This is a genomic window from Asticcacaulis excentricus (assembly GCF_003966695.1).
GTDB lineage: Bacteria > Pseudomonadota > Alphaproteobacteria > Caulobacterales > Caulobacteraceae > Asticcacaulis > Asticcacaulis excentricus_A.
Window position 1 is genome coordinate 1,934,584 of record NZ_AP018827.1, and the last position, 24,702, is coordinate 1,959,285.

19 protein-coding genes are annotated in these 24,702 nt (G+C 60.3%); 12 read left to right on the forward strand and 7 right to left on the reverse strand.

Annotated features, from left to right (window positions below; translation table 11 throughout):
- Positions 1 to 3 precede the first annotated feature (3 nt).
- From nusA to EM6_RS09050, 5 genes are all read left to right on the forward strand, one after another.
- A complete protein-coding gene (gene nusA / locus EM6_RS09030) occupies positions 4 to 1,644 on the forward strand; it encodes a transcription termination factor NusA (protein WP_126422076.1) in 1,641 nt (546 codons plus the stop codon).
- A complete protein-coding gene (locus EM6_RS09035) occupies positions 1,622 to 2,350 on the forward strand; it encodes an RNA-binding protein (protein ID WP_126422078.1) in 729 nt (242 codons plus the stop codon). The genes nusA and EM6_RS09035 overlap by 23 nt, the downstream gene beginning before the upstream one ends.
- Before the next feature lie 163 nt (positions 2,351 to 2,513).
- Positions 2,514 to 5,729 (forward strand): translation initiation factor IF-2, encoded by a 3,216-nt coding sequence (gene infB / locus EM6_RS09040; protein WP_126422080.1) that lies wholly within the window; start codon positions 2,514 to 2,516, stop codon positions 5,727 to 5,729.
- A 158-nt stretch (positions 5,730 to 5,887) separates the two neighbouring features.
- A complete protein-coding gene (gene purU / locus EM6_RS09045; protein ID WP_126422082.1) occupies positions 5,888 to 6,766 on the forward strand; it encodes a formyltetrahydrofolate deformylase in 879 nt (292 codons plus the stop codon).
- A gap of 149 nt (positions 6,767 to 6,915) precedes the next feature.
- Entirely contained in the window at positions 6,916 to 7,512 is a 597-nt protein-coding gene (locus tag EM6_RS09050; protein WP_126422084.1) for a hypothetical protein, read from the forward strand.
- A gap of 162 nt (positions 7,513 to 7,674) precedes the next feature.
- On the opposite strand, the gene EM6_RS09055 is transcribed toward EM6_RS09050, so the two are convergent.
- Positions 7,675 to 8,877: a DUF418 domain-containing protein gene (locus EM6_RS09055; protein WP_126422086.1), complete on the reverse strand. Its 1,203-nt coding sequence runs from the start codon at positions 8,875 to 8,877 to the stop codon at positions 7,675 to 7,677.
- Positions 8,878 to 9,015: 138 nt separating this feature from the next.
- Here EM6_RS09055 and rbfA point away from each other — a divergent pair, with 138 nt between their 5' ends.
- The 4 genes from rbfA to pnp all read left to right on the forward strand — a co-directional run bounded on the left by rbfA (position 9,016) and on the right by pnp (position 13,344).
- On the forward strand, positions 9,016 to 9,486 hold the full coding sequence (rbfA, locus tag EM6_RS09060) for a 30S ribosome-binding factor RbfA (protein WP_126422088.1): 471 nt from the start codon (positions 9,016 to 9,018) through the stop codon (positions 9,484 to 9,486).
- A gap of 3 nt (positions 9,487 to 9,489) precedes the next feature.
- Positions 9,490 to 10,443 (forward strand): tRNA pseudouridine(55) synthase TruB, encoded by a 954-nt coding sequence (gene truB / locus EM6_RS09065; RefSeq protein ID WP_126422090.1) that lies wholly within the window; start codon positions 9,490 to 9,492, stop codon positions 10,441 to 10,443.
- 33 nt (positions 10,444 to 10,476) lie between these two features.
- Positions 10,477 to 10,746, forward strand: coding sequence for a 30S ribosomal protein S15 (gene rpsO / locus EM6_RS09070; protein ID WP_013477720.1), 270 nt, complete (start codon positions 10,477 to 10,479; stop codon positions 10,744 to 10,746).
- A 345-nt stretch (positions 10,747 to 11,091) separates the two neighbouring features.
- On the forward strand, positions 11,092 to 13,344 hold the full coding sequence (gene pnp / locus EM6_RS09075) for a polyribonucleotide nucleotidyltransferase (RefSeq protein ID WP_126422092.1): 2,253 nt from the start codon (positions 11,092 to 11,094) through the stop codon (positions 13,342 to 13,344).
- Between the two features lie 173 nt (positions 13,345 to 13,517).
- Here pnp and EM6_RS09080 read toward each other — a convergent pair whose 3' ends face one another.
- Positions 13,518 to 14,255, reverse strand: a complete 738-nt coding sequence (locus EM6_RS09080; RefSeq protein ID WP_126422094.1) for a hypothetical protein — start codon at positions 14,253 to 14,255, stop codon at positions 13,518 to 13,520.
- Positions 14,256 to 14,341: 86 nt separating this feature from the next.
- Positions 14,342 to 15,553: a M12 family metallopeptidase gene (locus EM6_RS09085; RefSeq protein ID WP_126422096.1), complete on the reverse strand. Its 1,212-nt coding sequence runs from the start codon at positions 15,551 to 15,553 to the stop codon at positions 14,342 to 14,344.
- Between the two features lie 215 nt (positions 15,554 to 15,768).
- Between EM6_RS09085 and EM6_RS09090 the strand changes: the two genes are divergently transcribed.
- Both EM6_RS09090 and EM6_RS09095 read left to right on the forward strand, forming a co-directional pair.
- Positions 15,769 to 16,443: a pentapeptide repeat-containing protein gene (locus EM6_RS09090; protein WP_126422098.1), complete on the forward strand. Its 675-nt coding sequence runs from the start codon at positions 15,769 to 15,771 to the stop codon at positions 16,441 to 16,443.
- A gap of 161 nt (positions 16,444 to 16,604) precedes the next feature.
- Positions 16,605 to 18,830 carry a TonB-dependent receptor domain-containing protein gene (locus EM6_RS09095; RefSeq protein WP_172961171.1) on the forward strand — a complete coding sequence of 742 codons (2,226 nt, stop codon included), beginning with the start codon at positions 16,605 to 16,607 and terminating at the stop codon, positions 18,828 to 18,830.
- Positions 18,831 to 18,875: 45 nt separating this feature from the next.
- On the opposite strand, the gene EM6_RS09100 is transcribed toward EM6_RS09095, so the two are convergent.
- The 4 genes from EM6_RS09100 to EM6_RS09115 form a co-directional block, all read right to left on the reverse strand.
- Complete coding sequence (locus tag EM6_RS09100; protein ID WP_126422102.1) at positions 18,876 to 20,006, reverse strand: PQQ-dependent sugar dehydrogenase; 1,131 nt, start codon at positions 20,004 to 20,006, stop codon at positions 18,876 to 18,878.
- 149 nt (positions 20,007 to 20,155) lie between these two features.
- Complete coding sequence (rplS, locus tag EM6_RS09105) at positions 20,156 to 20,584, reverse strand: 50S ribosomal protein L19 (RefSeq protein WP_013477725.1); 429 nt, start codon at positions 20,582 to 20,584, stop codon at positions 20,156 to 20,158.
- Positions 20,585 to 20,605: 21 nt separating this feature from the next.
- Positions 20,606 to 21,364, reverse strand: coding sequence for a tRNA (guanosine(37)-N1)-methyltransferase TrmD (gene trmD / locus EM6_RS09110; protein WP_126422104.1), 759 nt, complete (start codon positions 21,362 to 21,364; stop codon positions 20,606 to 20,608).
- 69 nt (positions 21,365 to 21,433) lie between these two features.
- A complete protein-coding gene (locus EM6_RS09115) occupies positions 21,434 to 23,791 on the reverse strand; it encodes a TonB-dependent receptor (RefSeq protein ID WP_126422106.1) in 2,358 nt (785 codons plus the stop codon).
- A 340-nt stretch (positions 23,792 to 24,131) separates the two neighbouring features.
- On the opposite strand from EM6_RS09115, the gene EM6_RS09120 reads away from it, so the two are divergent.
- On the forward strand, positions 24,132 to 24,701 hold the full coding sequence (locus EM6_RS09120; RefSeq protein WP_126422108.1) for a PadR family transcriptional regulator: 570 nt from the start codon (positions 24,132 to 24,134) through the stop codon (positions 24,699 to 24,701).
- Position 24,702 lies beyond the last annotated feature (1 nt).

Genomic DNA, 24,702 nt, shown 5'->3' on the forward strand with positions numbered 1-24,702 from the left:
GACATGAGCTTTACCGGAATCAGCGCCAACCGTCAGGAACTGCTGCAAATCGCCGACGCCGTGGCGCGCGAAAAGCAGATCGACAAGTCGGTCGTGCTCGCCTCCATCGAAGAAGCGGTGCAAAAGGCCGCTCGCTCGCGCTATGGGGCCGACCACGACATCCGCGTGCGTGTCGATCCGCGCACCGGCGAAATGACCATCACCCGTTATGTGACGGTGGTGCCGGACGAAGAGCTTGAGAACGAATACGCGCAGCGCGGCCTGACCGAGGCCCTGCGCGAGGACAAGGAAGCTTTCGTCGGCAAGACCTACGAGGAAGTCCTGCCGCCGTTCGAACTGGGTCGCGTGCAATCGCAGATGGCGCGTCAGGTCGTCACGCACAAGGTGCGCGAAGCCGAGCGTGAGCGTCAGTATGATGAGTTCAAGGACCGCGTCGGCGAAATCGTCAACGGTACGGTCAAGCGCGTCGAATACGGCAATGTCATTGTCGATCTGGGCCGTGGCGAAGGCATCATGCGCCGCGATCAGTCGATCCCGCGCGAGGCGTTTCAGGTCAATGACCGCATCCGCGCCTATATCTATGACGTGCGCCGCGAAACCAAGGGCCCGCAGATCATGCTGTCGCGCGCCCACGGCGGCTTTATGGCCAAGCTGTTCGCGCAGGAAGTGCCGGAAGTCTATGACGGCGTGATCGAAATCAAGTCGGTCGCCCGTGATCCGGGTTCGCGCGCCAAGATGGCCGTCCTGTCCAACGACAACTCGATTGATCCGGTCGGGGCCTGCGTCGGTATGCGTGGGTCGCGCGTGCAGGCCGTGGTCGGTGAACTGCAAGGCGAAAAGATCGACATCATCCAGTGGTCGCCGGACGAAGCCACCTTCATCGTCAACGCTCTGGCCCCGGCCGAAGTGTCGAAGGTCGTTCTGGACGAAGAAGAAGACCGCGTTGAGGTCGTGGTGCCGGATGAGCAACTGTCGCTCGCCATCGGCCGTCGCGGTCAGAACGTGCGTCTGGCCTCGCAACTGACGGGCTGGCAGGTCGATATCATCACCGAGTCGCAGGACTCTGAGCGTCGTCAGAAAGAATTTGCCGAGCGCACCGCCCTGTTCCAGGAAGCGCTCGACGCCGATGAAGTTATCGCACAGTTGCTGGTCACCGAAGGCTTCTCGACCGTCGAAGACCTCGCCTATGTCGATCAAATGGAAATCGCTGCCATCGAAGGCTTCGACGAAGACACGGCGGCTGAGCTTCAGGCGCGCGCCCGTGACTATCTGGAGCGTTTCGAGGCCGAGCAGAACGCCAAGCGCGTCGAGCTGGGCGTCGAGGACGAGGTGCTGAACGTGCCAGGTATCACCCTGGCCATGGCCGTTGCTCTGGGCGAAGCCGGTGTGAAGACGGTTGAAGATCTGGCCGATCTGGCTACCGACGAAGTGCGCGGCGGCTTTGAGCAACGCGGGGCCGAAAAGGTCCGCGTGCCGGGCGCTCTGGAAAGCTTCTCCCTGTCGGTGGCCGATGCCGAGGCCCTGATCCTCAATGCGCGTATCGCTGCGGGCTGGATCGAAGCGCCGGAGCCGGAAGAGGCTTATGAAGAATCCGAAGAGTCTTATGAAGAGGAGGGCGCGAATGACGCCATCCCTGAACAATGAGACCCTTATCGATCTGAATGACGATCTGGCTGAGGCGGGGGATACCCCGTCTCAGACCGTTTCCGTGCGCGTGACTCACCGTCGGGACGTCGCTTCACACCAGTCGGTTCCCCGTGACGGCCTGATCCGCTTTGTGGTCGGGCCGGACGGCTTTGTGGTGCCCGATCTCAAGGAAACCCTGCCCGGACGCGGACTGTGGCTGAAGGCCGATGCCGACAGTCTGGCTCTGGCCATCAAAAAGAATCTGTTTTCGCGTGCGGCCAAACGCGCGGTCAAAACCCCCGAAGGCCTTGATACCCTTGTGCCCGCCCTGATCCGCAGACGCCTGCTGGAGCAGTTGGGGCTGGCGCGACGCGAAGGAAATCTGGTGACGGGGTTTGAAAAAGTCGCCACAGCGCTTAAATTAGGCAAAACCGCGGCTCACGCGGCCGGCCGTGCCGCGTGGCTGATCGAAGCCTCGGACGGGGCCGAAGATGGTCGCAGTAAACTTCTGAACCTCAGTAATGGCCAGACGCCGTCCGTTGGACTGTGCGGCCTGTTTTCCAATGATGAGCTGAGCCTCGCCCTGGGGCTCGAAAATGTAATCCATGCCGCCCTGATCGAAGGTCGGCGGGCGGCGGCGTTTTCGCGTGAAGCGGAACGCCTTGGTGGGTTTGAGGCGTTGTTTCCTGCCCAATGGCGCGAAAGGCCCTTTAACTCAAACTGAAAAGCGACTATCAGGGCGTGATCTTTTCACGGTCTGATCGTGGCCAGAGCGATGTGTCGAGACTGTATGTGGCGTTTATGACGGCCCTATCGCTCAAACCGAATAACGATTGTCCGAAACGAAGCCGGAATGCCGGTTTCATCATGTGTATGTTGCGAGCTGAATGAGCGATCCGAAAGACGATAAACCCGAAGCCCCCAAAGGCGATAATACCCGCGCTCCGCTGAGCCTGAAGCCGCGCGTCGGTGGCAATGTGTCCACCGGCACCGTGAAGCAGAGCTTCAGCCATGGGCGCTCCAAGACGGTGGTGGTGGAAACCAAGCGCCGCATCGGCACGCCTCCGCAAGGTGCGCCTTCGGGTGGGGCTCAGGGCACAGGTGGTGCGCCGCGCGCCGGCGGTGAAAACCTGGCGCGTCCGCGTCCGGCTGCTCCGCAGGGTGCGCCGTCGGCACCGCGCCCGGCACCTTCGGGTGGCAATGCTGGTGGCCTGCGTCAGGATGAGCTGGAACGTCGCGCCCGCGTGCTGGAACAGGCGCGCGTCGATCAGGAGCGCCGCGAAGCCGAAGCGCGCCGTCAGGCCGAACAACGCGCCCGCGAAGAGGCGGCCCGCCGTGCGGCGGCTGCCGAAGCGGCACCGAAATCCGAAGCGCCTGCCCCGGCTCCCGCGCCGTCCGAACCGGCTCCCCAAGCGCCTGCTCCGGCTCAGGCCGAAGCCCCGCGTCGCAGCCCTATCGAAGAGGCCCTGTCGCGTCCGGCTCAGCGCGCCCCGCGCGAAGACCGCCGCGATGGATTCCGTGATGATCGCGCCCCCCGCTCGGATCGTCCGCAAGGCGACCGTCCTCAAGGACAATACGGCGACCGCCCGCGCGGTGATCGTCCGCAAGGTGATCGGCCTCAGGGTCAGTATGGCGACCGTCCTCGCGGAGACCGTCCGCAGGGAGATCGTCCGCCGTTTAACCGCGATGGCAACCGTCCGCAGGGCGACCGGCCTCAGGGTCAGTATGGTGATCGTCCCAGAGACGGGAATCGCGGTGACCGCCCGCAAGGTGATCGTCCGCCGTTCAACCGTGATGGCAACCGTCCGCAAGGCGACCGTCCGAACTATGGCGAACGCACGCCACGTGGCGACCGTCCGCAAGGGGATCGCCCGCCGTTCAACCGCGACGGCAATCGGCCGCAGGGCGATCGCGGCCCCAGAGATCCGAACCGTCCGCAGGGCGACCGCGGTCCGCGTCCGGCCGGTGAAACCGTCCGCTATTCGGCCAATTCCCCGCGTCCGCCGCGTGGTCCGGCCGGTGTGGCCCCGAACGCTCCGGCTGTGTCGGAAGTCGATCGTATCCGCTCCTCGCGCGGTTCGCCGGCAGGTAAGCCGGGTGATGTACGCGCCCGTACCGGGGACGACGATGATCGTGGCCGTCGCGGCGGCAAGGCCGGTGCACCGACCAAGGCCGTCTCGCAGACCCGTGGTGAGCCCAAGCGTCGCGAAGGCCGCCTGACCCTGCAAGCCGTTGTGGGTGACGACGAAGGTGCCGCCGACCGTATGCGTTCGCTGGCCTCGGTTCGCCGGGCCCGTGAGCGTGAACGCGAAAAGCGCAAGGGAGTCACCACCGAACAGGCGCGTGTGTCGCGTGACGTGGTCATCCCGGACGTTATCACGGTTCAGGAACTGTCGAACCGTATGGCCGTGCGTGCTGTGGACATCATCAAGATGCTGATGAAGCAGGGGATGATGCTCAAGATCAACGACGTGATCGACTCCGATACGGCCGAACTGGTGGCCACGGAATTCGGTCACAACGTGAAGCGCGTCTCTGAAGCGGACGTCCTCGAAGGCTTTATCGACGCCGCCGACCATGACGACGATACGGTGGTGCGTCCGCCGGTCGTGGCCGTCATGGGTCACGTTGACCACGGCAAGACCTCGCTGCTCGATGCGTTGCGTAAGGAAGATGTGGCGGCGGGCGAAGCCGGTGGCATCACCCAGCACATCGGTGCCTATCAGATCAAGGTGCCGTCGGGTGAGCGTATCACCTTCCTCGACACGCCGGGTCACGCCGCCTTCTCGGCCATGCGTGCGCGCGGTGCCAATGTGACGGATATCGTGGTGCTGGTCGTGGCGGCGGATGACGGCGTCATGCCGCAGACGATTGAGGCCATCAACCACGCCCGTGCGGCCAAGACGCCGATCATCGTCGCCGTCAACAAGATGGACAAGCACGAAGCCAATCCGCAGCGCGTCATCAACGAACTTCTGCAACACGAAGTCGTCGTCGAAGCGCTGGGCGGTGAAACCCAGATCGTCGAAGTGTCGGCCAAGACCGGCATGGGTCTCGACAATCTGGTCGAAGCCATCCTGCTTCAGGCCGAAGTGCTGGACCTGCGGGCCAATCCGGACCGTACCGCCGAGGGCGTGGTGATTGAGGCCAAGCTCGACAAGGGTCGCGGTCCTGTGGCCACGGTTCTGGTCAAGCGCGGTACGCTGAAGCGCGGCGACATCATCGTGGCTGGTGGTGCCTGGGGCCGCGTGCGCGCCCTCATCGACGAACGCAATGCGCAACTGCCCGAAGCGGGTCCGTCGCAGCCGGTGGAAATCCTCGGCCTCGATCAGGCGCCTGATCCGGGTGAAGCCTTCGCCGTGGTGGAAAACGACGCCCGTGCCCGTGAAATCACCGAGTACCGTCAGCGCGTGAAGCGTGAAAAGATGGTGGCTCCGGTGGGCGTGTCGCTGTCGGACATGATGTCGAAGCTCAAGGACAACAAGGTCAAGGAGCTTCAGCTTATCGTCAAGGCGGACGTGCAGGGTTCGGCCGAAGCCATTATCGGCTCGCTGGAAAAAGTCGGCAACGAAGAGGTCCGCGCGCGGATCATCCATTCGGGTGCTGGCGGTATCACCGAATCCGACGTGCAACTGGCCAAGGGGTCCAATTCGCCCATCATCGGCTTCAACGTCCGTGCCTCCAAGCAGGCGCGTGATCTGGCCGAACGCGAAGGCGTCGAAATCCGCTACTACGCGATCATTTACGACCTGATCGACGACATCAAGGGCGTGCTGTCGGGCATGTTGGCCCCGATCCAGCGCGAAACCTTCCTCGGCAACGCGGAAGTGCTCGAAGTGTTCGATATCACCAAGGTCGGCAAGGTCGCCGGGTGTCGCGTCACCGAAGGCCGCGTCGAAAAAGGCGCGCGCGTGCGTATCCTGCGCGACGATGTCGTCATTCAGGAAATGGGCGTACTTACCACGCTCAAGCGCTTCAAGGACGAGGTCAACTCGGTCGTGGTTGGTCAGGAATGCGGTATGTCCTTCGGTCCCTTCCAGGACATCAAGAAGGGCGACTTCATCGAATGCTTCACGGTCGAAGAGATCAAGCGCACACTCTAATCTGTTAAAAGTGTTTGGCCCGGCGCACTGCCGGGCCAAATGCTTTTCAGCGTTACAGTGTCTCTCACGATTACGGGGTGTGGGGTCCGTGACCCCACGCCTTTTCTTTCATTTGAAACCTTTGACTTTCTGAAAGATTTGCCTGCTATAGGCGGACCATGCCCGATACGACCTTTTTCGACCCGTCCCATTACGTTCTGATCATCAAATGCCCGGACACGCGCGGTATCGTCGCGGCGGTCTCCGGCTATCTGAACGACAACGACATCTCCATTGTCGAGTCGAACCAGTTCAACGACAGTCAGGGCGACATGTTCTATGTGCGCGTGGTCTTCAAACAGGCCGGTGCGCGGATGCCGCCCATGTCGATCCTGCGCGAAGGGTTCAAGCCGATTGCCCACCGTTTCAGCATGGAATGGGACATCCATAATCTGAGTGTGCGCCCGCGCGTCATCATCGCCGTGTCGAAGTTCGGCCATTGCCTGTACGAGTTGCTGCATCGCTGGCGGTCGGGCCTGTTGCCGGTGGAAATCGCCGCCGTCGTCTCGAACCACGAGGATATGCGCTCGTTTGTCGAATGGAACGGCCTGCCCTATGTCCACCTGCCGATCACCAAAGACACCAAGGCCGAGCAGGAGGCGCAGTTCCTTAGCCTGATCGAGACGCATCAGGCCGATCTGGTCGTGCTGGCGCGTTACATGCAAATCCTGTCCGACAACTTTTCGCGCCGGCTGGAAGGCCGCTGCATCAATATTCACCACTCCTTCCTGCCGTCATTCAAGGGCGCCAAGCCCTATCATCAGGCGCATCAGCGCGGGGTGAAGATCATCGGGGCGACGGCGCACTATGTGACGTCTGATCTCGATGAGGGGCCGATCATCGAACAAGACGTGCAGCGCGTGCACCACGGGCTGACGCCGGAACAACTGGTGGCCATCGGTCAGGATATCGAGGCCCGCGTACTGGCGCGTGCGGTTACTTGGCACGCCGAACGCCGCGTCATCATCAATGGCAGTAAGACGATCGTGTTTAGCTGATTTCGCGCTTGCGAAACCCCTGACCGCGTTGCAATGTTAGCCAACGGATCGGGGAAAAAAACACCATGTCAGCGGCCAAGCGGAAACGGACGAAAACGCCCGTTTCGAACCTTTATATCGTGCAATATGCCGAAGTAATGGGCGTGGGCATGGGACGCCTGAGTGATGGCGCGCTGTACCTGACGCAACGTGGGCTGGCACGGCTTTGTGGGGTGCAAAACGCCCATATCGGCACGATCAGCCGCGATTGGGACAGCGACAAACCGCGCATCCGGGCAATCAAGACGCGCCTGTCCGATATGAACGAAGAACGCGCTGCTGCCCATTCGGTCCTGACCTATCAGGGGCGGCGTCAGTACTGTTACGACGTGGCGGTGTGTCAGGCCATCCTCAGCTATTACGCTCACGATGCCGGACGGCATGTGCAGGACGAAGCGGCGGCGCACGTCTATGACGGGGCGGGCCTGAACGCCTATATCGCCCATGCTCTGGAGGGGTTTGTCGCGCCGGTCGAAACGCCGCCGATCCGCTTTCAGCCGGTCGCGGAGACGCCCGTTGACGAGGCCGATATCGTCGTCGGCTATGAGGTCAATGACGCCATTTCGCGCATGGTTATGGCCTATTACCAGTTGTCGTTTGCTATGGCGCAGGCCTATGTTAACTGGCTGCGCACCCTGATGCAGGCGGCGTCGTGGAACCGGCTGGGCCTCTATGTGCCGTTGAACGCCTTTATTTCGCGCGGCTGAACGGGACTTTAAGCGTCAGATAGGTCGCCGCGCTCAAAGAGCGAAGCGTTAGCGCAACAAAAAAGCGGCGACCTAAGCCTTACGTTTGAAAGGTACTTTAAGCGTCAGATAGGTCGCTCGCGCTCAAAGAGCGAAGCGTTAGCGCAACAAAAAAGCGGCGACCTAAGACTTGCGTTTGAAAGGTACTTTGAGAGTCAGATAGGTCGCCGCCCGCCACAGCCATTCCAGCGGGCCATAGTGGAAGTGGCGAAACCACAGATGCGCCAGACCCATCTGCGCCGCAAAGGCAACGAGACCGAGCATAACCGCTTCCGACTGGCTCATAGTGGCGTGCAGCCCCAGACCGAAACTATAGAAGACCGGCACGAAGACCAGTGACTGTCCTACATAGAGGCTGAGTGTCATGCGGCCGGGGGCAGCAAAGGCATTCAGCCAACGATGCAACGGGCCGTAATAGAGGCTGAGGAACCCGAACATCAGGGTCAGCATGATGCTGAGGTCGGTCAGGCTGGACCAGATGCCGGACCACAGGGCATTGGGCATACGCGACGCCTCGGTCGCCGGGATCAGGCCGCTGATCAGGCCTCGACTATACCACAGGATAAGGGCGGCGATCAGCAACAGGACAAGACCGATCAGGCGCACCCGCCCGAAGCGTTCCGGCTGACTGAAAAAGCCGATACGCCCCAGACAGAGCCCGATCAGCGACAGGCCCAATATCTGGCTAAGGCGGCCGGACTCGTACATGAACATCCACTTGAAGGGGTGGCCGTCCACCCAGTTCTGACGCACGGTCTCAAGGAGGCTCTTGCCGGTCAGATAGGCTTCGGGGATCGTACCGCCCCAATAACCGAACGGGCGATTGGCCCAGTCGGCTCCATTTAGCGCGGCCCCCAACTGAACCCACATCAAGGGCTGGAGCAGGCAGATCACGCCGATGGTGGCGATGAGAGCGGTAGATTTCAGCCGATAGAAGGGGACCAGCAGCACACCCATAAGCGCCAGAACCTCCAGTATATCGCCGCGATACCACAGGCCGTGCAGCAGGCCGATGATCAGCAGCACCGTCAGTCGCCACAGAAACCTCCCGGTGAAATCGACGCCCTTACGCGCCGAATTGTCCATGATGATGAAGAAGGAGACGCCGAAGCACAGGGCCATCAGCGCAAAGGCCTTGCCGCCAAACAGGGTGAAAATGACATTGTGCCAGACAAGCTGCGCCGGATCGGTGACCGGATGCGCCCAGTACAGTTCGAACAGTTCCGGCATATGCACCATGAACAGTCCAAACAGCGCAAAGCCGCGCAGGGCATCCAGCCCCTCCAGACGCTGCGGCGTCGAAGGGACGCTCTTGGGGGTGGCCATACTGTCTCTCCCTGAATGGCCCGCTCTGTGGTCGGGCCTTATAATCGGACTATAGACAACGTTATCAGGGACTGGCAAGCGCGCCTTAGGCGTGCAGAATCTCATGGAAAATCTGTCAAAAAGGCTTATAGGGGGCGAATGAAAAGACACTCCGATAAAACCCGCGGCCATAAGGCCGAGGCTCAGGGACCCAGCCAGCGTCAGTTGCGCGCCGGCGAACTGGTCCGTCACGCGCTGGTGGAAATCCTGCGCGAAGAAGAACTGCACGACGAGGCCCTGCAGGGCGTTTCGATCACCATTACCGAAGTCCGCTGTTCGCCGGACCTGCGCCACGCCACGGTGTTTGTGGAACCGCTGGGGGCTGGCCTGGGCGGCGTGACCATCTCTAAGGACAAGATCGCTCCGGCGATTGAAGCGCTGAACCGTCACGCCAAGTTCCTGCGCGGGATTCTGGGGCGCATGATCGACATGAAGTTCACGCCGGACCTGCGGTTCCTGCATGACGAAAGTTTCAATGAGGCGGCGCGTATCGATGCTCTGTTTATGCGTCCGGACGTGGCCAGAGACCTCAGAAACGATCCGCGTCCTGAGGATGAGGACGAGGACTAAACCTTGGCACGTAAGAAAAAAGGTGATCTGGTCAATGGCTGGGTCTGTCTGGACAAGCCCGTAGGGATGGGCTCGACTCAGGCCGTCAGCTTCGTGCGGCGTCTGTTCAATGCGCAAAAGGCCGGGCACGCCGGTACGCTGGACCCGATGGCGTCGGGCATCCTGCCCATCGCTCTGGGTGAGGCAACCAAGACCGTCCCTTACCTGATGGACGCCGATAAGGTCTATCGCTTCACCGTCCGCTGGGGGCAGCGCACGGCCAGTTACGACCTCGAGGGCGAGATCCTCGAACAGGACGATCTGCGCCCGAGTGAGGCGGAAATCCGCGAAGTCCTGCCGCAGTTCATCGGCGAGATCGAACAGGCGCCGCCTGCCTTTTCGGCGATCAAGGTCGATGGGCAACGCGCCTATGATCTGGCGCGCGAAGGCGTGGAGGTCGAGCTGGAGGCGCGGCCGGTGGTCGTGCACGGCCTGACGCTGGAGCGTATTCTCTCTGCCGATGAGGCCGAGTTTCGCCTCCATTGCGGCAAGGGCACCTATGTGCGGGCCATTGCGCGCGACCTCGCGCTGGAGCTGGGCGTGCTGGGCGTCGTCAGCGCGCTGCGCCGTGAGCGCGTCGGCAGCTTCGACATTAATTTGTCCGCAGGGGTGGAAAAGTTAGAGGATTTGAGGCATAGAGACGCCGCTTTGGACGCTTTGCTTCCCGTAGAGACGGCGCTGGACGACATCCCGGCCCTGCCTGTGACGGAAGACGAGGCCACAAGGCTCAAACAGGGTCGCGAAATCCCCCTGTCCTTCTCCCGCACGCAAACGGCGGAAGACGCTCTGAAAATCCGGTCACAGTCGGGAAAATCGGAGCACGGGCGTACCCTTTGGGCGCACCGGGACGGAGACATCGTTGCCTTGGGCGAATTGCGTCTGGGGCAATTTTACCCCACACGCCTTATCAACCTGTAACCCTGCGGACCTCGTCCGTGAAAGGAGACCCCGATGTCGATCACGCTTGAGCGTAAAGCTGAACTGATCAAGACCCACGCCCGTTCGGAAAACGATACGGGTGGGTCCGAAGTGCAAATCGCTATCCTGTCGGAGCGCATTGCCAACCTGACCGAGCACTTCAAGACGCACAAGAAGGACAACCACTCCCGTCGTGGCCTTCTGAAGCTGGTGTCGCAACGCCGCCGCCTGCTGGACTATCTCAAGGCCACCGACACCGCCCGTTACACGGCGATCGTCGAGACCCTGGGTCTGCGTCGCTAAGACTATCTCTCAGGGCCTGACGCCACGTCAGGCCCTGATTGTATTCAAGCGCGTGCCGAAACGTGCCAACGGTTTTCGGACTCACAGGCGCGACAAGGTAAAGTTTAGAGCCGGGTTTCGCACCATCGGAAGGAAACCGGCTATATCGATACCCGGAACGCGATCCGGGCACACAATTCGCGTGACGGTCCCATCAAATCGGGACACTACTCATCTGCCGGACGATACGGCAGATATTTTCGGGAAGGGATTCGCCCTTCCTTACACCGGGTCGCCGCCCAGTCAGGCCGCCACCCTTCAGCCACCCCGTCAGGAATGGGCCTGCCGGGTGACAGAAAGATACACATGTTTGACATCAAAAGAAAAACCATCGAGTGGGCCGGGCGCAAACTGACGCTCGAAACCGGCCGTATCGCCCGTCAGGCGGACGCCGCCGTGCTGGCCACCTACGGTGAAACCACCGTGCTGGCGACCGTGGTTTATGCCCGCGCGCCAAAGCCGGGTCAGGACTTCTTCCCCCTGACGGTCAACTATCAGGAAAAGACCTTCGCCGCCGGCAAGATTCCGGGCGGCTACTTCAAGCGTGAAGGCCGCCCCAGCGAAAAAGAAACGCTCGTTTCGCGCCTGATCGACCGTCCGATCCGCCCCTTGTTCGTCAAGGGCTTCAAGAACGAAGTTCAGGTCGTCGTGACCGTGCTGTCGCATGACATGGAAAACGATCCGGACATCCTCGGCATGGTTGCCGCCTCTGCGGCCCTGACCCTGTCGGGCGTGCCCTTTATGGGCCCCATCGGTGGCGCCCGCGTCGGCGTCATCAATGACGAATATGTTCTGAACCCGACTCTGGATCAGATGAAGGAAAGCGCGCTCGACCTCGTGGTCGCCGGTACGCAGGACGCCCTGATGATGGTCGAGTCCGAAGCGCAGGAACTGTCCGAAGATAAGATGCTGGGCGCGCTGATGTTCGCCCATGCCGGTATGCAGCCGGTCATCGACGCTATCATAGAGCTGGCTGAACACGCCGCCAAGGAGCCCTTCGAATTCGAAGCGGAAGACTTCTCGGACGTCGTGGCCAAGATCAAGGAACTGGTCGGCCCGGACATCATCGCCGCCTACGCCCATAAGGGCAAGCACGAGCGTCATGCCGCCGTCGGCGAAGCCAAGAAGAAGGCCGCGGCCGTTCTGGTGAAGTCCGAAGAGAACCAGGAAGGCGTCGAAGCCGCTGTCTTCGGTTCGGCCTTCAAGGAATGCGAAGCCGACGTCCTGCGTCGTGACATTATCGACCACGGCAAGCGCGTGGACGGCCGTGCCGTCGATAAGGTCCGTCAGATCGTGTCGGAAGTCGGTGTCCTGCCGCGCACCCATGGTTCGGCCCTGTTCACCCGTGGTGAGACTCAGGCTCTGGTCGTAGCCACGCTGGGCACCGGCGAAGACGAGCAGTTCATCGACGCACTGGAAGGCACCTATAAGGAACGCTTCCTGCTGCACTACAACTTCCCTCCGTACTCCGTGGGTGAAGCGGGCCGCATGGGTTCGCCGGGCCGCCGCGAAATCGGCCACGGCAAGCTGGCGTGGCGCGCCATCCGTCCGATGTTGCCGTCGGCGGAAGAATTCCCCTATACCCTGCGCGTTGTCTCCGAGATCACCGAGTCTAACGGCTCGTCCTCGATGGCCACCGTCTGCGGCACCTCTCTGTCGCTGATGGACGCCGGCGTGCCGCTGAAGCGTCCGGTGTCGGGTATCGCCATGGGCCTGATCCTCGAAAAGGACGGCTATGCGGTTCTGTCGGACATTCTGGGCGACGAAGATCACCTGGGCGACATGGACTTCAAGGTGGCCGGTACGGAGCTGGGTATCACCTCGCTGCAAATGGACATCAAGGTTCCGGGCATCACCGAAGAGATCATGACCAAGGCGCTGCGTCAGGCCAATGAAGGCCGTCTGCACATCCTCGGTGAAATGAACAAGGCCATTTCGGGTGCCCGCGAAGAGCTGGGTGAATTTGCACCGAAGATCGAGACGATCAAGATCGCGACCGACAAGATCCGCGAAGTCATCGGGTCGGGCGGCAAGGTCATCCGCGAAATCGTGGAAAAGACCGGTGCCAAGATCGACATCGGCGAAGACGGCACCATCAAGATCGCCGCTTCGGAACAGTCGAAGATCGACGCGGCCCGCGACTGGATCAAGTCCATCGCTTCGGAGCCGGAAATCGGTGCCATCTATAAGGGCAAGGTCGTGAAGGTCGTCGATTTCGGCGCGTTCGTGAACTTCTTCGGTGCCAAGGACGGCCTCGTCCACATCTCGCAGATCAAGAACGAAAAGGTCGCCAAGACCTCGGACGTCCTGAGCGAAGGCGACGAAGTGAAGGTGAAGTTCCTGGGCTTTGACGATCGCGGCAAGACCAAGCTGTCGATGAAGGTCGTCGATCAGGAAACCGGCGAAGACCTCACCGAAAAGCTGGCCGCCGAAAAGGCCGCCCGTGACGAGGCCCGTGCGGCTTCGGGTGAAGCACCGGAAGCCGACGGCGATGAAGGTGGCGAAGAGCGTTCGGGCGGTGACCGTCCGCGCCGCTCGCGTCGCCCCCGCCGCGACTAAGCTATGGGGTCAAGGGGGCGGTGCCCCCCTTGTCTTAGACAAAAGAAAAAGCGGTCCCGTTTGGGGCCGCTTTTTTGCGTTGATGAGGTGCTAAGTTTTTGTTTTGTCACGCAATTTTTTCGAAATGAAGTTCGGCGAAGCCAAAAGTGGTGCCCACTTTATCGGTTGACGCTCTAAGCTTCAGGGTTGGGAGAACCCAAAGGATTGTAAGGTGCAGGGGGCGGAGAGGCATCAAACATGCCTTTTGGAAAGGTGATCTTTGCTGTGCCTTCGAACGTTTCGGGCGGCACAATATCTATATAAACACGGGCACATGGCGTTTCGGGCAGGGCGGCCATAAGGGGACGGGCCGACCAAAGATGTTCCGACTCATCGGGTGCGAAGCCCTCGGTTTTGGCTGAGTCCTGATACTGCGGCCTTAGCTCCGGGCTGGCATCCGCACGTGGGGCCATCAGGCCCGGTGAGATCGCAAAGACATGAAGGCTTAGCGCGGTCGGCGAACCCTCATCACTCACGGGTCGAAGCTGCGTATAGCCACCATCTGGCAGGCGAACAGAGTCGAACCAGGGTTGATCCGGGATAAGCAGAAAATTGCGGGGTTCAGAGCGTGGCGCCTCATTGACCACCTCTTGCCCGCTGAGTGGATTTACCCCATTGATCCCAATAATAACGGCGTAGTTATGATCCGGGTCGCTCTCAAACCCCAGCCACCAAGCCTCATGAGGGGCGATAGCGGTCTGAAAGCGCGTGCCATCAGACGTAAGGCGCAGTAGGGGAGCCGTGCCTTTGAAGGCCGCGCGGGGCCGTTGGTTCTGCTCAGCTTCTACCTGCCAGCTACGGTTTACCGACACCCACAGATGGCCGCAAAGCTTTAGCCTGTCATTTTCTAAGCGAATGGGTATCTGGTCCATAAGGCCGCTCTGCCACACATTTGAAGCCGCGTCCCTTAACCGGGACGCGGCAAGTGAATTGAAGGGATATGCGCGAGCAGACCGTTCTAATCCAGAATACGCACACAATCGACCTGAAGCTTGTGGATCCAGTAATTGCTGCGCGCGTTCTTGAAATTCAGACGGATGACATTATCGCCGTCTTTCATGTTGGCGGTGATGTCCCACTCTTCAGTGAGGTAGTTGCCCGAAGGCGGGCTGTAATCGCTCTTTATCGTCGTACCATTGACGATGATATCAATGGGGGAAAAACCGGGGTTGGGATATAGCATTGAGGTGAGGTGAACCAGTCGCAGCAGGGCGCGGCTGTATATGTTCTTGCCTGCATACTGCTTGGGCTGATTGAAGCGAACCTCGATAAAGCTTTGGTTCGGAAAATTCATCAACCAGCTATTGCCGTAGTAGTTGTTGAACTGGGTACCAGGGCCGACGCTAACCTTACAGGCTGCCGTAGCGATCTGGGGTTTTGAGAAATCGGCGGTACAGCCGGGATAACAGCGTCGAATAAAAGCCAGATCAACGGCTGACAATGTGCTGTTGGCGTGCGTCCCCCTTCCGTTCGTTGTCCAGTTATCGGGAAAGAAATACAGCATGATCGAATTAGGGTCGAAAGCTGAATATTGCGTCTGCGCCGCTGAGTATTTATTGAACACATTGAAATCGACCTTTGCCTGATCCCAATAGTTCGGTGGCCCACCCAGAGCCTGATAAACGACGGGTTTGTTCCATTCTATCGTCGAGGCCGGCTGCTGGTGTTCGTGGATGCAACCCAGCGCATGTCCGACTTCGTGCAAGGCGGAGCCATCCTGTTCAATATTCATCGTAGGGTCAGGTGATTTGATGCCGAGATTGTCCAGTCCGACATAGGACCAGTTTCCAACCGCGTTAAAGGCGACCCGAAACTCAGCGCCTTCGATCGGGACATCAAATCGCATCAGCAGATTGGCAGCTTCGCTCCACTTCAACGCGCTCTGGCGTACATTTTGCTTTTGTGCCTCGGTTCCACCGAGAAAGTGGAAGTCCAGAGTCCGACCCACATCCCACAGCTTCGTCGTCGGAAGCCCGAGCCTGAGTGCGCCGTCGGGTGCCGTGCGCTTGTCAGTTGGGGGCGGTGGGGTGACATCTACGCAGGTATGGTACAACAGACTGTGAGCTGGTTCGGTCATTTCTGTCTCCCCGATCAGAGCGCTTTCCGGATAAAAAAGCGTGTTAAACCAAAAATTTAGAGTGTGGTTTCTGTTTTCAGCATAGCGAAACACGCTCTACCCTGGGCGCATCTTCATCTTTGGGCACCTATTGACAATCGTGTTATTTAGATAAAAATCAACCTTAAGTATAGTAACGCACAATGGGTATTTGATTTTCCATTAAAGATTGTATTGTGAAGAGTTCGCTAAGGCGTTGGCGGTTGCCGAATGCGCACAGGGCCCAGAATTATCTTGCCAGTTTGTGGGGGAGCCTGTGTAAGGACGAGATGCACACACTCAGCGACCAAATCCTCGACCGGGGTGCGATCCTGCTTCTGGCCAACAGGGGCGAGCCTGTGCGACTGGTCGGCTGTGAGGCCGAGGGGCTGGACCTCAGCGATTTTATTCTGAACGGCTGGGTGTTCGAAGACTGCATCCTGCGCAAGACCAAGTTTCGCGGGACAAAACTGGAGCAGGCGCAGTTTATTTCCTGCAAGGGCGGGCAAGCCGATTTTACCTCCGCCGATCTGACCGAGGCGCAGTTCACGGCGTGCGATTTTAACAACACCCCGTTCAAGGGAGCGGGCCTCGCGCAGGCGCGTTTTCTGCGCTGCAAGCTGACCGGTGCCGATTTCAGCCATAGCCGCAATATGGACGTCAACTTTGAGGATTGTCGCCTCAATGATGCGCGGCTGAAGAATTTTTCCTTTGTCAAACAGACGCTGAAATCACTCGATCTGACCAATGCCGACCTTCAGGGCTGCGATTTCCGGCAGGCGGTGTTCGAAGAATGCAGCCTGCGCGACGCCCTGCTCGATCATGCTCGCTTTGAAGGGGCGGATCTGCGCGGAACCGATATCGGCGGGGTGCGTCTTGAGGATGCGCGCCGTTTCAAAGGGGCGACCATTTCGCGCTCTCAGGCCGCAGAACTCCTTTCGGAACTGGGACTTAAGGTGCGATAACATTTCGCACACGCAACAAACGCCACAAAATTACCTAAAATTACAAACGTTTAACGGGTCATATCTGCAAAATAATGTATGGAGAAAGCAACGGGGGTGCGCCATCGCGTCGTATAAGGACGGCGGACCTGCCCGCCCATACATTTTCTCAGAGCACCCACATGTCCTCTTCCAAACGCCTCGCCGGCACCAGCCTGTCCGTCCTAGCCTCGCTTTTGCTGGTGTCCGCCGCGGCGGCGCAGACCACGACCGCCCCCGCTGAAAAGCCTGCCGAACAGAAGGCCACGGAAAAGACGCCTGAAAAGGTGGAGGAGCCGACGACTGTTACCGTCACCGGCGCCAAGTCGCAGAACCGTATCGACCGGCAGGTCTATGACAACAGCAAGAATGCTGACGCGGCCATTGGTACGGCGGCAGATACGCTGAACAAGGTGCCTGGCGTCACGGTCGATGCCAACGGTAATGTCGCCCTGCGCGGCAATACCAATGTGCAGGTCTATATTGACGGCAAGCCCTCGGCCATGATGCAGGGCGACAACCGCGCCGGGGCCATTCAGGCCATGTCGGGCGGTGATATCGCTTCGGTCGAGGTGATGAACAATCCGGGTGCGCAGTTCTCGTCCGAAGGCACCGGCGGCATCATCAATCTGGTGATGCGCAAGAACCGCCGTCCGGGCGGCTTCGGCTCGGCGAACGTGGCTGTGGGGGATGGCCGATACAATGGCGGCGTCAACGGCAGCTATACGGTGGGTAAGATTTCGCTGAATGGCGGTATCAACTATCGCGACGAAAGCGGTACAGGCCGCACGACGCGCCGCCTGATCAATCGTGATGCTAATGGCAATATCGTTTCGCGCACCGACTCCAATGGTGAAGGCACCGGCGGTTTCACCAACTTCGCCCTCAATGGCGGTATCGACTATAATCTCGATGACACCAATACGCTGAGCGCGCAGGTCACCTATAACAAGCGGGAATTCACCAGTGAAGGTACCGGTGTTTCGGCCACCTATAATGCGCTGGGGGCCGCGACGCAGCGTTTTATCAACCAGTCACGCTCCAAAAACCCCGGCTCGGACCAAAGCCTCGCCCTGACCTGGAGCCATACGGGTAATCTGCCGGGTGAAACCCTGAAGGCCGATCTGCGCATCAGCCGTTCGACGGGCGGCAGCGAATACGTGAATATCAATAATTTTACGGTACCTACCGTATCGACGACCACCGACACCAAGATTTCGTCGCGCGCGCTGAGCAGTACCGTGTTCAGCATCGACTATAACCGCCCAGTCGGCACGGATCAGTTGACCACGGGTATTCAGATCACGCGCGACGACAATACGGTCAGCAATGAATCGACCGGTATCGGCGCCGACGGTCTGAGCAATGACCTCCTGTCGAGCCGCTTCCAGTACAAACAAACCATCAGCGCGGCCTATGCCACCTATCAGAAGCCGTTTGGCGAAAAGTGGGTGGTTCTGGGCGGCGTGCGCGTCGAAAACCTCGACCTTGACACCCTGCTGGCCAGTACGGGGACGCGCACCAGCATCAACTACACCAAGGTCAGCCCCAGCCTCTTCGCCACCTACCTGCTGTCGGATACGGCCAAGCTGCGCTTCTCCTACGCGCGTCGTTTGCAACGTCCGAACCCCCAGGCGCTCAACGCGGCGATCACCTATGTCGATGCGCAGAACGTCAGTCAGGGCAACCCGAACCTCAAGCCGCAGGAAACGGACTCGTTCGAAGTGGGTTATGAGGTGACCAAGCCCAAGATCAACTATCAGATCCGTGGCTATTACCGCGAAAACAACGACGTCATCACGCAGACGAGCCGATTCCTGACGGGCAATGTGCTGCTGACGACGCAGGAAAACGGTGGGTCGAGCACGGCGGGCGGCGTGGAAGTCAATATCAATGGTCAGGTGACGCCAAAGCTCAACCTGTCTCTGGGTGGCGATGTTGCGCGCACCGAACTGACCACGCCGGCCAATGGCACGCAGGAAGCGGACTCGGTCAATGGTCGTATGAACTTCACCTATACCCTGACGCCGAAGGATACGCTTCAGGCCTTCTTCTTCGCGCGCGGCAAGACCCTAACCGGGCAGGGCTATACCGAGCCGTTTGGTATGGGCAACATCACCTACGCCCGCAAGCTGACGCCGAAGGCGACCCTGACGGTGACGGTGCGCGACCCGCTGAATACCGGCAAGTCGGTGAGCTATACCGACACCAAGACTGTCTATTCGGAATCGAGCCGCAGCCAGCAGGCCAGTGTGTTCTACGTCGGTCTGCGCTACACCTTTGGCGGCCCGGCTCCGGCCAATGCCCAGCAGAACCAGATGCGTATGATGGGGGGCCCCGGCATGGGCCCGCGTCCGGGCGGGATGTAAAAGGGGTCAAGGGGCTGCGGCCCCTCTACCCCATAATTCTCGGCGTTACTTCGGCACCACGCGCACAATGCGGCCTTCGGCATTGTCAAACGCCGCGTAAAGCGCGCCGTCCGGCCCCTGCACCACGTCGCGGATACGTTCCCTGAAGTTGGTGAGCAGCTTCTCTTCCTTCACTACCTTGCCGTTTTCCAGCGTAATCATGCCGAGGTAGCGGAACTTCAGAGAGGCGACGAACACCTTGCCCTGCCACTGTTTATACGGCCCGTTGTAGAAGACCATATTGCCAGGGGCCATTGACGGGGTCCAGTAATAGAGCGGCTGTTCCAAGCCTTCCTTTGCCGTTTGACCGATCTTGCCGCCGCCATATTCTTCGCCATAGGTGATCAGCGGCCAGCCATAGTTCTTGCCCGGCTTGACGATGTTGATTTCGTCACCGCCCTGCGGACCGTGCTCATTGGTCCACAGATCGCCGGTTTCCGGGTGCACAAAGGCCCCCTGCTGATTACGATGCCCAAGGCTCCAGATTTCCGGTTTGGCTCTGGCCGTCTTCACAAACGGATTGTCGTCGGGGATCGAGCCGTCCGGGTGGATGCGCAGCGTCTTACCGACGGTGGTATCCAGCCGCTGCACCAGAGGCCGTTGATTGGCGCGGTCACCGACGGTGATAAACAGGTACTGCCCGTCTTTTGAAAAGACGATGCGCGACCCCCAGTGGTTGGCACTTTCGACCTTGGGTGTTTGCCGCCAGATGACCTGAAGACCGGTAATGGCCGAACCGTCGAGCTTGCCGCGCGCCACGGCCGTACCCGCCGTATCGTTTTCGCCCTCTTCGGAGAAGCTGAAATAGACGAGGCCGTTTTCGCTGAATTTCGGATCGACCGCGACGCCCAGAAGACCGCCCTGACCATAATCGACCACGGTGGGGCCACCGGAAATCGACTGAAGGCTCTTGCCGTCTTTACTGATCAGCTTGATCCCACCTGCCTTTTCCGTAACCAGCAAACGCCCGTCGGGCAGGAAGGCCATGCCCCAGGGCTGTTCGATCCCTTCGGCGAATACGCTGGCTTCAAAAGCGTTCGATTCAGGCGCAGGGTGGCTGGCCGTCTGGGCGCAGGCAGGTGTGGTCAGGAGCAGGCTCAGGCTCAAACCGGTAAGCAACAGATCGCGGCGTTTCATCAGGGCCTCTTTTCGCAAGGGTTTGCGCGAGATTAACACTCCCTGATACGGCCGCCACTTAAAAACCGATTGCACAATGGCTTGATAGCGCAAGAAAAAACCCCGCCGGACGAACCAGCGGGGTTTCAATTTCGACAAGCGGTAGAGGGTTAGCCCTCGGTGGACTCGCTGGCCGCCATCTGGGCGCGCAGTTCGTCGCCCTTCGAGCCGCGCGTCGAGTTTTGCGAACGCTCGACGATACGGGCCGACTTGCCGCGACGGTCGCGCAGATAGTACAGCTTGGCGCGACGCACGACGCCACGGCGCTTGACTTCGATCGAGTCGATGTTCGGCGACAGCAGCGGGAACTTACGCTCCACGCCTTCGCCGAAGGAAATCTTGCGGACGGTGAAGGTTTCGTTGATGCCCGTGCCGGCGCGGGCGATCACGACGCCCTCATAGGCCTGAACGCGCTCACGGTCGCCTTCCTTGATCTTCACGTTGACGCGGACGGTGTCACCCGGTTGGAAAGCCGGAACGGTCTTACCAGCCTTCAGCTTGGCGACTTCTTCGGCTTCGATCTTTTGAAGCAGGTTCATGATGTAACTCCAATTTTGGGCTTACTCCGCTTTGGGAGCGCCTTTTGCCTGTGATTTGGAAAGATACGCCGCCCAGAGGTCGGGTCTGCGTTCCTTCGTGGTTGCCTCTCTTTGTTTTTGCTTCCACACGGCTATCTTCTTGTGATCGCCGGACAAAAGCACTTCGGGGATGTCGAGGCCCTCAAACGTCCGCGGTCGCGTGTACTGCGGGTGTTCGAGGAGACCATCCTCAAAACTCTCGGTATCGAGGCTTTCGGCGGCTCCCAGTACACCGGGGATGAGCCGCACGACTGCCTCTATGGTGACCATCGCCGCCGACTCTCCGCCCGCAAGGACGGCGTCACCGACGCTGATTTCCTCAAAGCCGCGCGCATCGAGCACGCGCTGATCAACGCCTTCGAAACGACCGCACAAGACGATCAGGCCCGAAGCCTTCGACCATTCCCTGACCTTGTCCTGAGTGAGCCGCCGTCCACGGGCGCTCATATAGACTTTGGGCCGGTCATCGGACCCCAGACTGTCCAGCGCCTTGGCGATTACATCGGCCTTCAGCACCTGTCCGGGACCGCCCCCGGCAGGGGTGTCGTCGAGAAAGCCGCGCTTATCGCTCGAAAAGGTCCGAATGTCCACAGGCTCAAGCGCCCAAAGGCCAGATTCTTTTTGTGCATTCCCCAGAACCGATACCCCTAGCGGGCCGGGAAAGGCTTCCGGGAACATGGTCAGCACCGACACGCGATAGGGCGCGGGGGTCTCAGGGGGATGTTCAGGCAGATCGGTCATTGGGCGGGGCCATAGCACAGACCCCGACCGTACCGCAAATCGCCTGTGCCTTAACGACGCCTGAGGCTATCAACGCCGCAAACGCAGCGTCAGGCCAACCGTGCGCGGCTGACCGACAAAGGCATTAAACGTACCCGACTGCAAAGGCGCGCCAAACACCACCTGATAGTAGGTTTCATCGGTCAGATTGGTCCCCCACAGGTCGAGCGCCACCGTCTCATTACGGTTCGCCACACTGAGACGGCCATTCATTAATGTATAAGCGCCCTGAATCTTGATGGGGGCGAGATCAGAACCGGTATTGTAATCGGAATTATAGCGCGCATCGAGCGCCGCGCCCCAGTTCAGGCCCTGCCATTCGCGGTGGTAATCGGCCTGAAGCGTCGCTGACCATTTGGGGGCAAACGAGGCGCGGGCATCGGCGAGGCGCGGCAGGCCGGGCACGGGCTGCGATCCGAACTGGCTCTCGGACCAGGTGACCCCGCTGACCAGACGCAGGCCGTTTTTCAGCGTCAGGCGCGTTTCCGTCTCTATGCCGTGCGATGTCAGCTCTGGCACTGAGGTGACAAGGAAGGTCGCACCGAGGAAGGTATTCAATTGAAAGTCGCGGAAGTCCTGATGGAAGGCGGCGGCATCAAAGGCCAGACGCCCGCGCCACCAGCGGCCTTTCAGCCCGACCTCATAGGCGGTGACGGTTTCCGCACGGAAAGAGGTATCGCGATCGGCCGCATAGGTCGTCGTCTGTTCGCGGTCGAGATTGAAGCCGCCGCCCTTCCAGCCGCGCGCCACCGAGGCATAGCTCATCAGCGAAGGCGTGGTTTGCCAACTCAGCTTGAACGTGCCGGTCACGGCATCGTCCGACATCTTTTGCGTCAGGTCGAGACGGTTGAAGGCGGGGTTGGAAAAGGACTGACACAGCGTCCCCAGACCCGACGACCCCAGCTTTTGTGCCGCCGCGCAGCCGACGCCGCCATCCGTATTGCTATAGGCGGAGTTCAGCGTCTTGGTCTGACGGTTGAGGCGCAGCCCCAGTACCGCCGACACCTCTGTTGTGAGGGCCCAGTCGAGATTGGCGAACAGGGCGGCATTGCGTTCCGTTTGACGGTGAATGTCGCGCGCCCCGCCGCCGATGGGATAGGCGCTCCCCGCAGTCAGACCGGTCAGGCTGGATACGCGGGTCGTCGAAGCGCCGCTGGATAACAGCAGGCTGAGATAGGGCTCATAGTCTTCGCCATAGACGTAGGAATCTCGCCGCGTCACTTTTTCCGAGGACAGATAGACGCCGGTCAGCCAGTCGAGCGGGCCGTTTTTCCCGGACAGTCGCCATTCCTGACTGAGCGTATCGAAGCGCGTGCCGAAATCATCCGGAATGCGGTAATAGATGTCCGCGCCTGAAAAGTCGGCATCATAACCCTGACGGTGATCGAAGCGCCGTGCGGCCGTCAGGCTGGTCAGGGTCGGGCCGCTGTCGAGCCGCCAGTTGACCTCCGCAGACAGGCCGCCATCCTTGATATGCTGAGCGGTTGAGCGGTTGCTGAAGGTACGGCGCCCGTCGATATTGGCGGTGGTAGCCACCCCCTGACCCGATGCCAGACCGTTGATCCACGGCGCGGTTGCGCCCACCTGAACCACCGTGCCGGTGCAGCAGTTTTCATCGCGCGCCGTATAGTCGGCAATCAGCCGCACCTTGAGACGGTCGGCGTCCATATACAGCAACTGACCGCGCAAAGAGTCGTAGTTCTGATCGCCGTCGCGGCTGTCGCTGCGCGGCCCCTGGCCTGTATTGATCCGGTATTGGCCATCGCGTTGCCGGTGAACCAGAGACAGCGATCCGGCCCATTTGTCGGCCAGTGGTCCCGACACATAGGCGGTTGCGGCGAAGGTGCCGCGCTCACCCGCCGTAAGTTCATAGACCTGCTCCGGCGTAAAGCGCGGGGCCTGAGTGACGGCCTGAATAATGCCCGCCGATGCGCCCTTGCCGAACAGGCTGGTTTGCGGCCCTTTGAGGATTTCGATGCGCTCAACGACGCCCAGATCGCTCATGGCCGTGGCCGTGCGCGCCCGCACCACACCGTCGATGACGACGCTTACCGAAGACTCCAGCCCCGGATTGTCGCCCACCGTGCCGACACCGCGCAACCGCGCCGTGGTCTGGGCCTCATTGGCCGTGGAAGTGATCAGAAGGGACGGGGTCAGCACCTGTGCATCGCGCAAATCATAGGCCCCGCCACTGCGCAATTGGTCGCCGGTGATTACGGCCACAGAGATCGGGGCGCGCGCCAGCGATTCCGGCTTCTTACGCGCCGTCACCACCACTTCGGTTACCTCCTGTGCCCATACGGGTACCGCTACAAGGCTGACCAAGGCACTGGCGCTCAGCAGACGGACAACGAGGGGGAGTACGCGGCGGCGGGAAGATAAACGCATGCGGGAACCTTGGACATTTTATTTTATTGAACGCCACCCAATAAAACGTTCAAAAAATATGCGCAAGGTCAAATTACTGTCCTCAGGTGCACGGACTGAAGTAGGTCAGATGTGAAGGTAAATGGGATGACGCCATCCTTCAGAGGGGGGGTTAGTTGGTTAGAATCCATACAGAGAATTGGTTTCTCCAAACTTATCGGCCTGTTCGTTGACGCGGACAGGTCTGAAATTTTATCGACCTATTTCAAACACAATTCAGATATATCTAAATACGCATCAGAGACACGCGGGTTTCACCGTGTTTCTGATAGGTATACACACACAGAAAGGTATCTGAATCATGAGGGACTTTCCCTTTGGACGCGGGCGGGGCGGTGGTCATCATCGCGGCTGGCCCGAAGAGGGCCGTGGCGGCCCGTTTGGTGAGCGCGGGCCTGGTCGGCATGGCCGGGGCGGTCGCGGTCGCGGCTTCGGTCATGGCGGCCTGCGGCTGGTGCTGCTCAGGCTGATCAGCGACAAACCCAGCCACGGCTATGAACTGATCCGCGCCATCGACGACCATTTCAACGGTCAGTACGCGCCGTCGCCCGGCATTGTCTATCCGGCCCTGAGCTGGCTGGAAGATGGCGGCTTCATCACCATCACCCCCGATGCCGAAGGCCGCAAGGTCGCCACCATCACCGAAGCGGGTACGGCTTTTCTGGCTGAGCGCGCCGAAGAGGTGGAACGCCTGTTTGCCGAGGCCCCGCAAAGCGCCCCGGAAGGGCCGGATTTCGCGCCGATCTTTCGCGCCATGGACAATCTCAAGGCGGCTCTGCGCAACCGCGCGGCGCGACCACTGACGCAGGACGAACTGCACGCCATTGTCGACGGCATCGACGATCTGGCCCGCCGTATCGAGAGGTCGTGAG

Bases quoted from the DNA above. Each gene is read 5' to 3' on its own strand.
- EM6_RS09115 (WP_126422106.1), bottom strand. From the start codon at position 23,791: ATGCGTTTATCTTCCCGCCGCCGCGTACTCCCCCTCGTTGTCCGTCTG.
- pnp (WP_126422092.1), top strand. From the start codon at position 11,092: ATGTTTGACATCAAAAGAAAAACCATCGAGTGGGCCGGGCGCAAACTG.
- rpsO (WP_013477720.1), top strand. From the start codon at position 10,477: ATGTCGATCACGCTTGAGCGTAAAGCTGAACTGATCAAGACCCACGCC.
- EM6_RS09035 (WP_126422078.1), top strand. From the start codon at position 1,622: ATGACGCCATCCCTGAACAATGAGACCCTTATCGATCTGAATGACGAT.
- EM6_RS09120 (WP_126422108.1), top strand. From the start codon at position 24,132: ATGAGGGACTTTCCCTTTGGACGCGGGCGGGGCGGTGGTCATCATCGC.
- purU (WP_126422082.1), top strand. From the start codon at position 5,888: ATGCCCGATACGACCTTTTTCGACCCGTCCCATTACGTTCTGATCATC.
- infB (WP_126422080.1), top strand. From the start codon at position 2,514: ATGAGCGATCCGAAAGACGATAAACCCGAAGCCCCCAAAGGCGATAAT.
- rplS (WP_013477725.1), bottom strand. From the start codon at position 20,584: ATGAACCTGCTTCAAAAGATCGAAGCCGAAGAAGTCGCCAAGCTGAAG.
- nusA (WP_126422076.1), top strand. From the start codon at position 4: ATGAGCTTTACCGGAATCAGCGCCAACCGTCAGGAACTGCTGCAAATC.
- EM6_RS09080 (WP_126422094.1), bottom strand. From the start codon at position 14,255: ATGGACCAGATACCCATTCGCTTAGAAAATGACAGGCTAAAGCTTTGC.
- EM6_RS09100 (WP_126422102.1), bottom strand. From the start codon at position 20,006: ATGAAACGCCGCGATCTGTTGCTTACCGGTTTGAGCCTGAGCCTGCTC.
- EM6_RS09090 (WP_126422098.1), top strand. From the start codon at position 15,769: ATGCACACACTCAGCGACCAAATCCTCGACCGGGGTGCGATCCTGCTT.
- EM6_RS09055 (WP_126422086.1), bottom strand. From the start codon at position 8,877: ATGGCCACCCCCAAGAGCGTCCCTTCGACGCCGCAGCGTCTGGAGGGG.
- EM6_RS09095 (WP_172961171.1), top strand. From the start codon at position 16,605: ATGTCCTCTTCCAAACGCCTCGCCGGCACCAGCCTGTCCGTCCTAGCC.
- trmD (WP_126422104.1), bottom strand. From the start codon at position 21,364: ATGACCGATCTGCCTGAACATCCCCCTGAGACCCCCGCGCCCTATCGC.
- EM6_RS09050 (WP_126422084.1), top strand. From the start codon at position 6,916: ATGGGACGCCTGAGTGATGGCGCGCTGTACCTGACGCAACGTGGGCTG.
- rbfA (WP_126422088.1), top strand. From the start codon at position 9,016: ATGAAAAGACACTCCGATAAAACCCGCGGCCATAAGGCCGAGGCTCAG.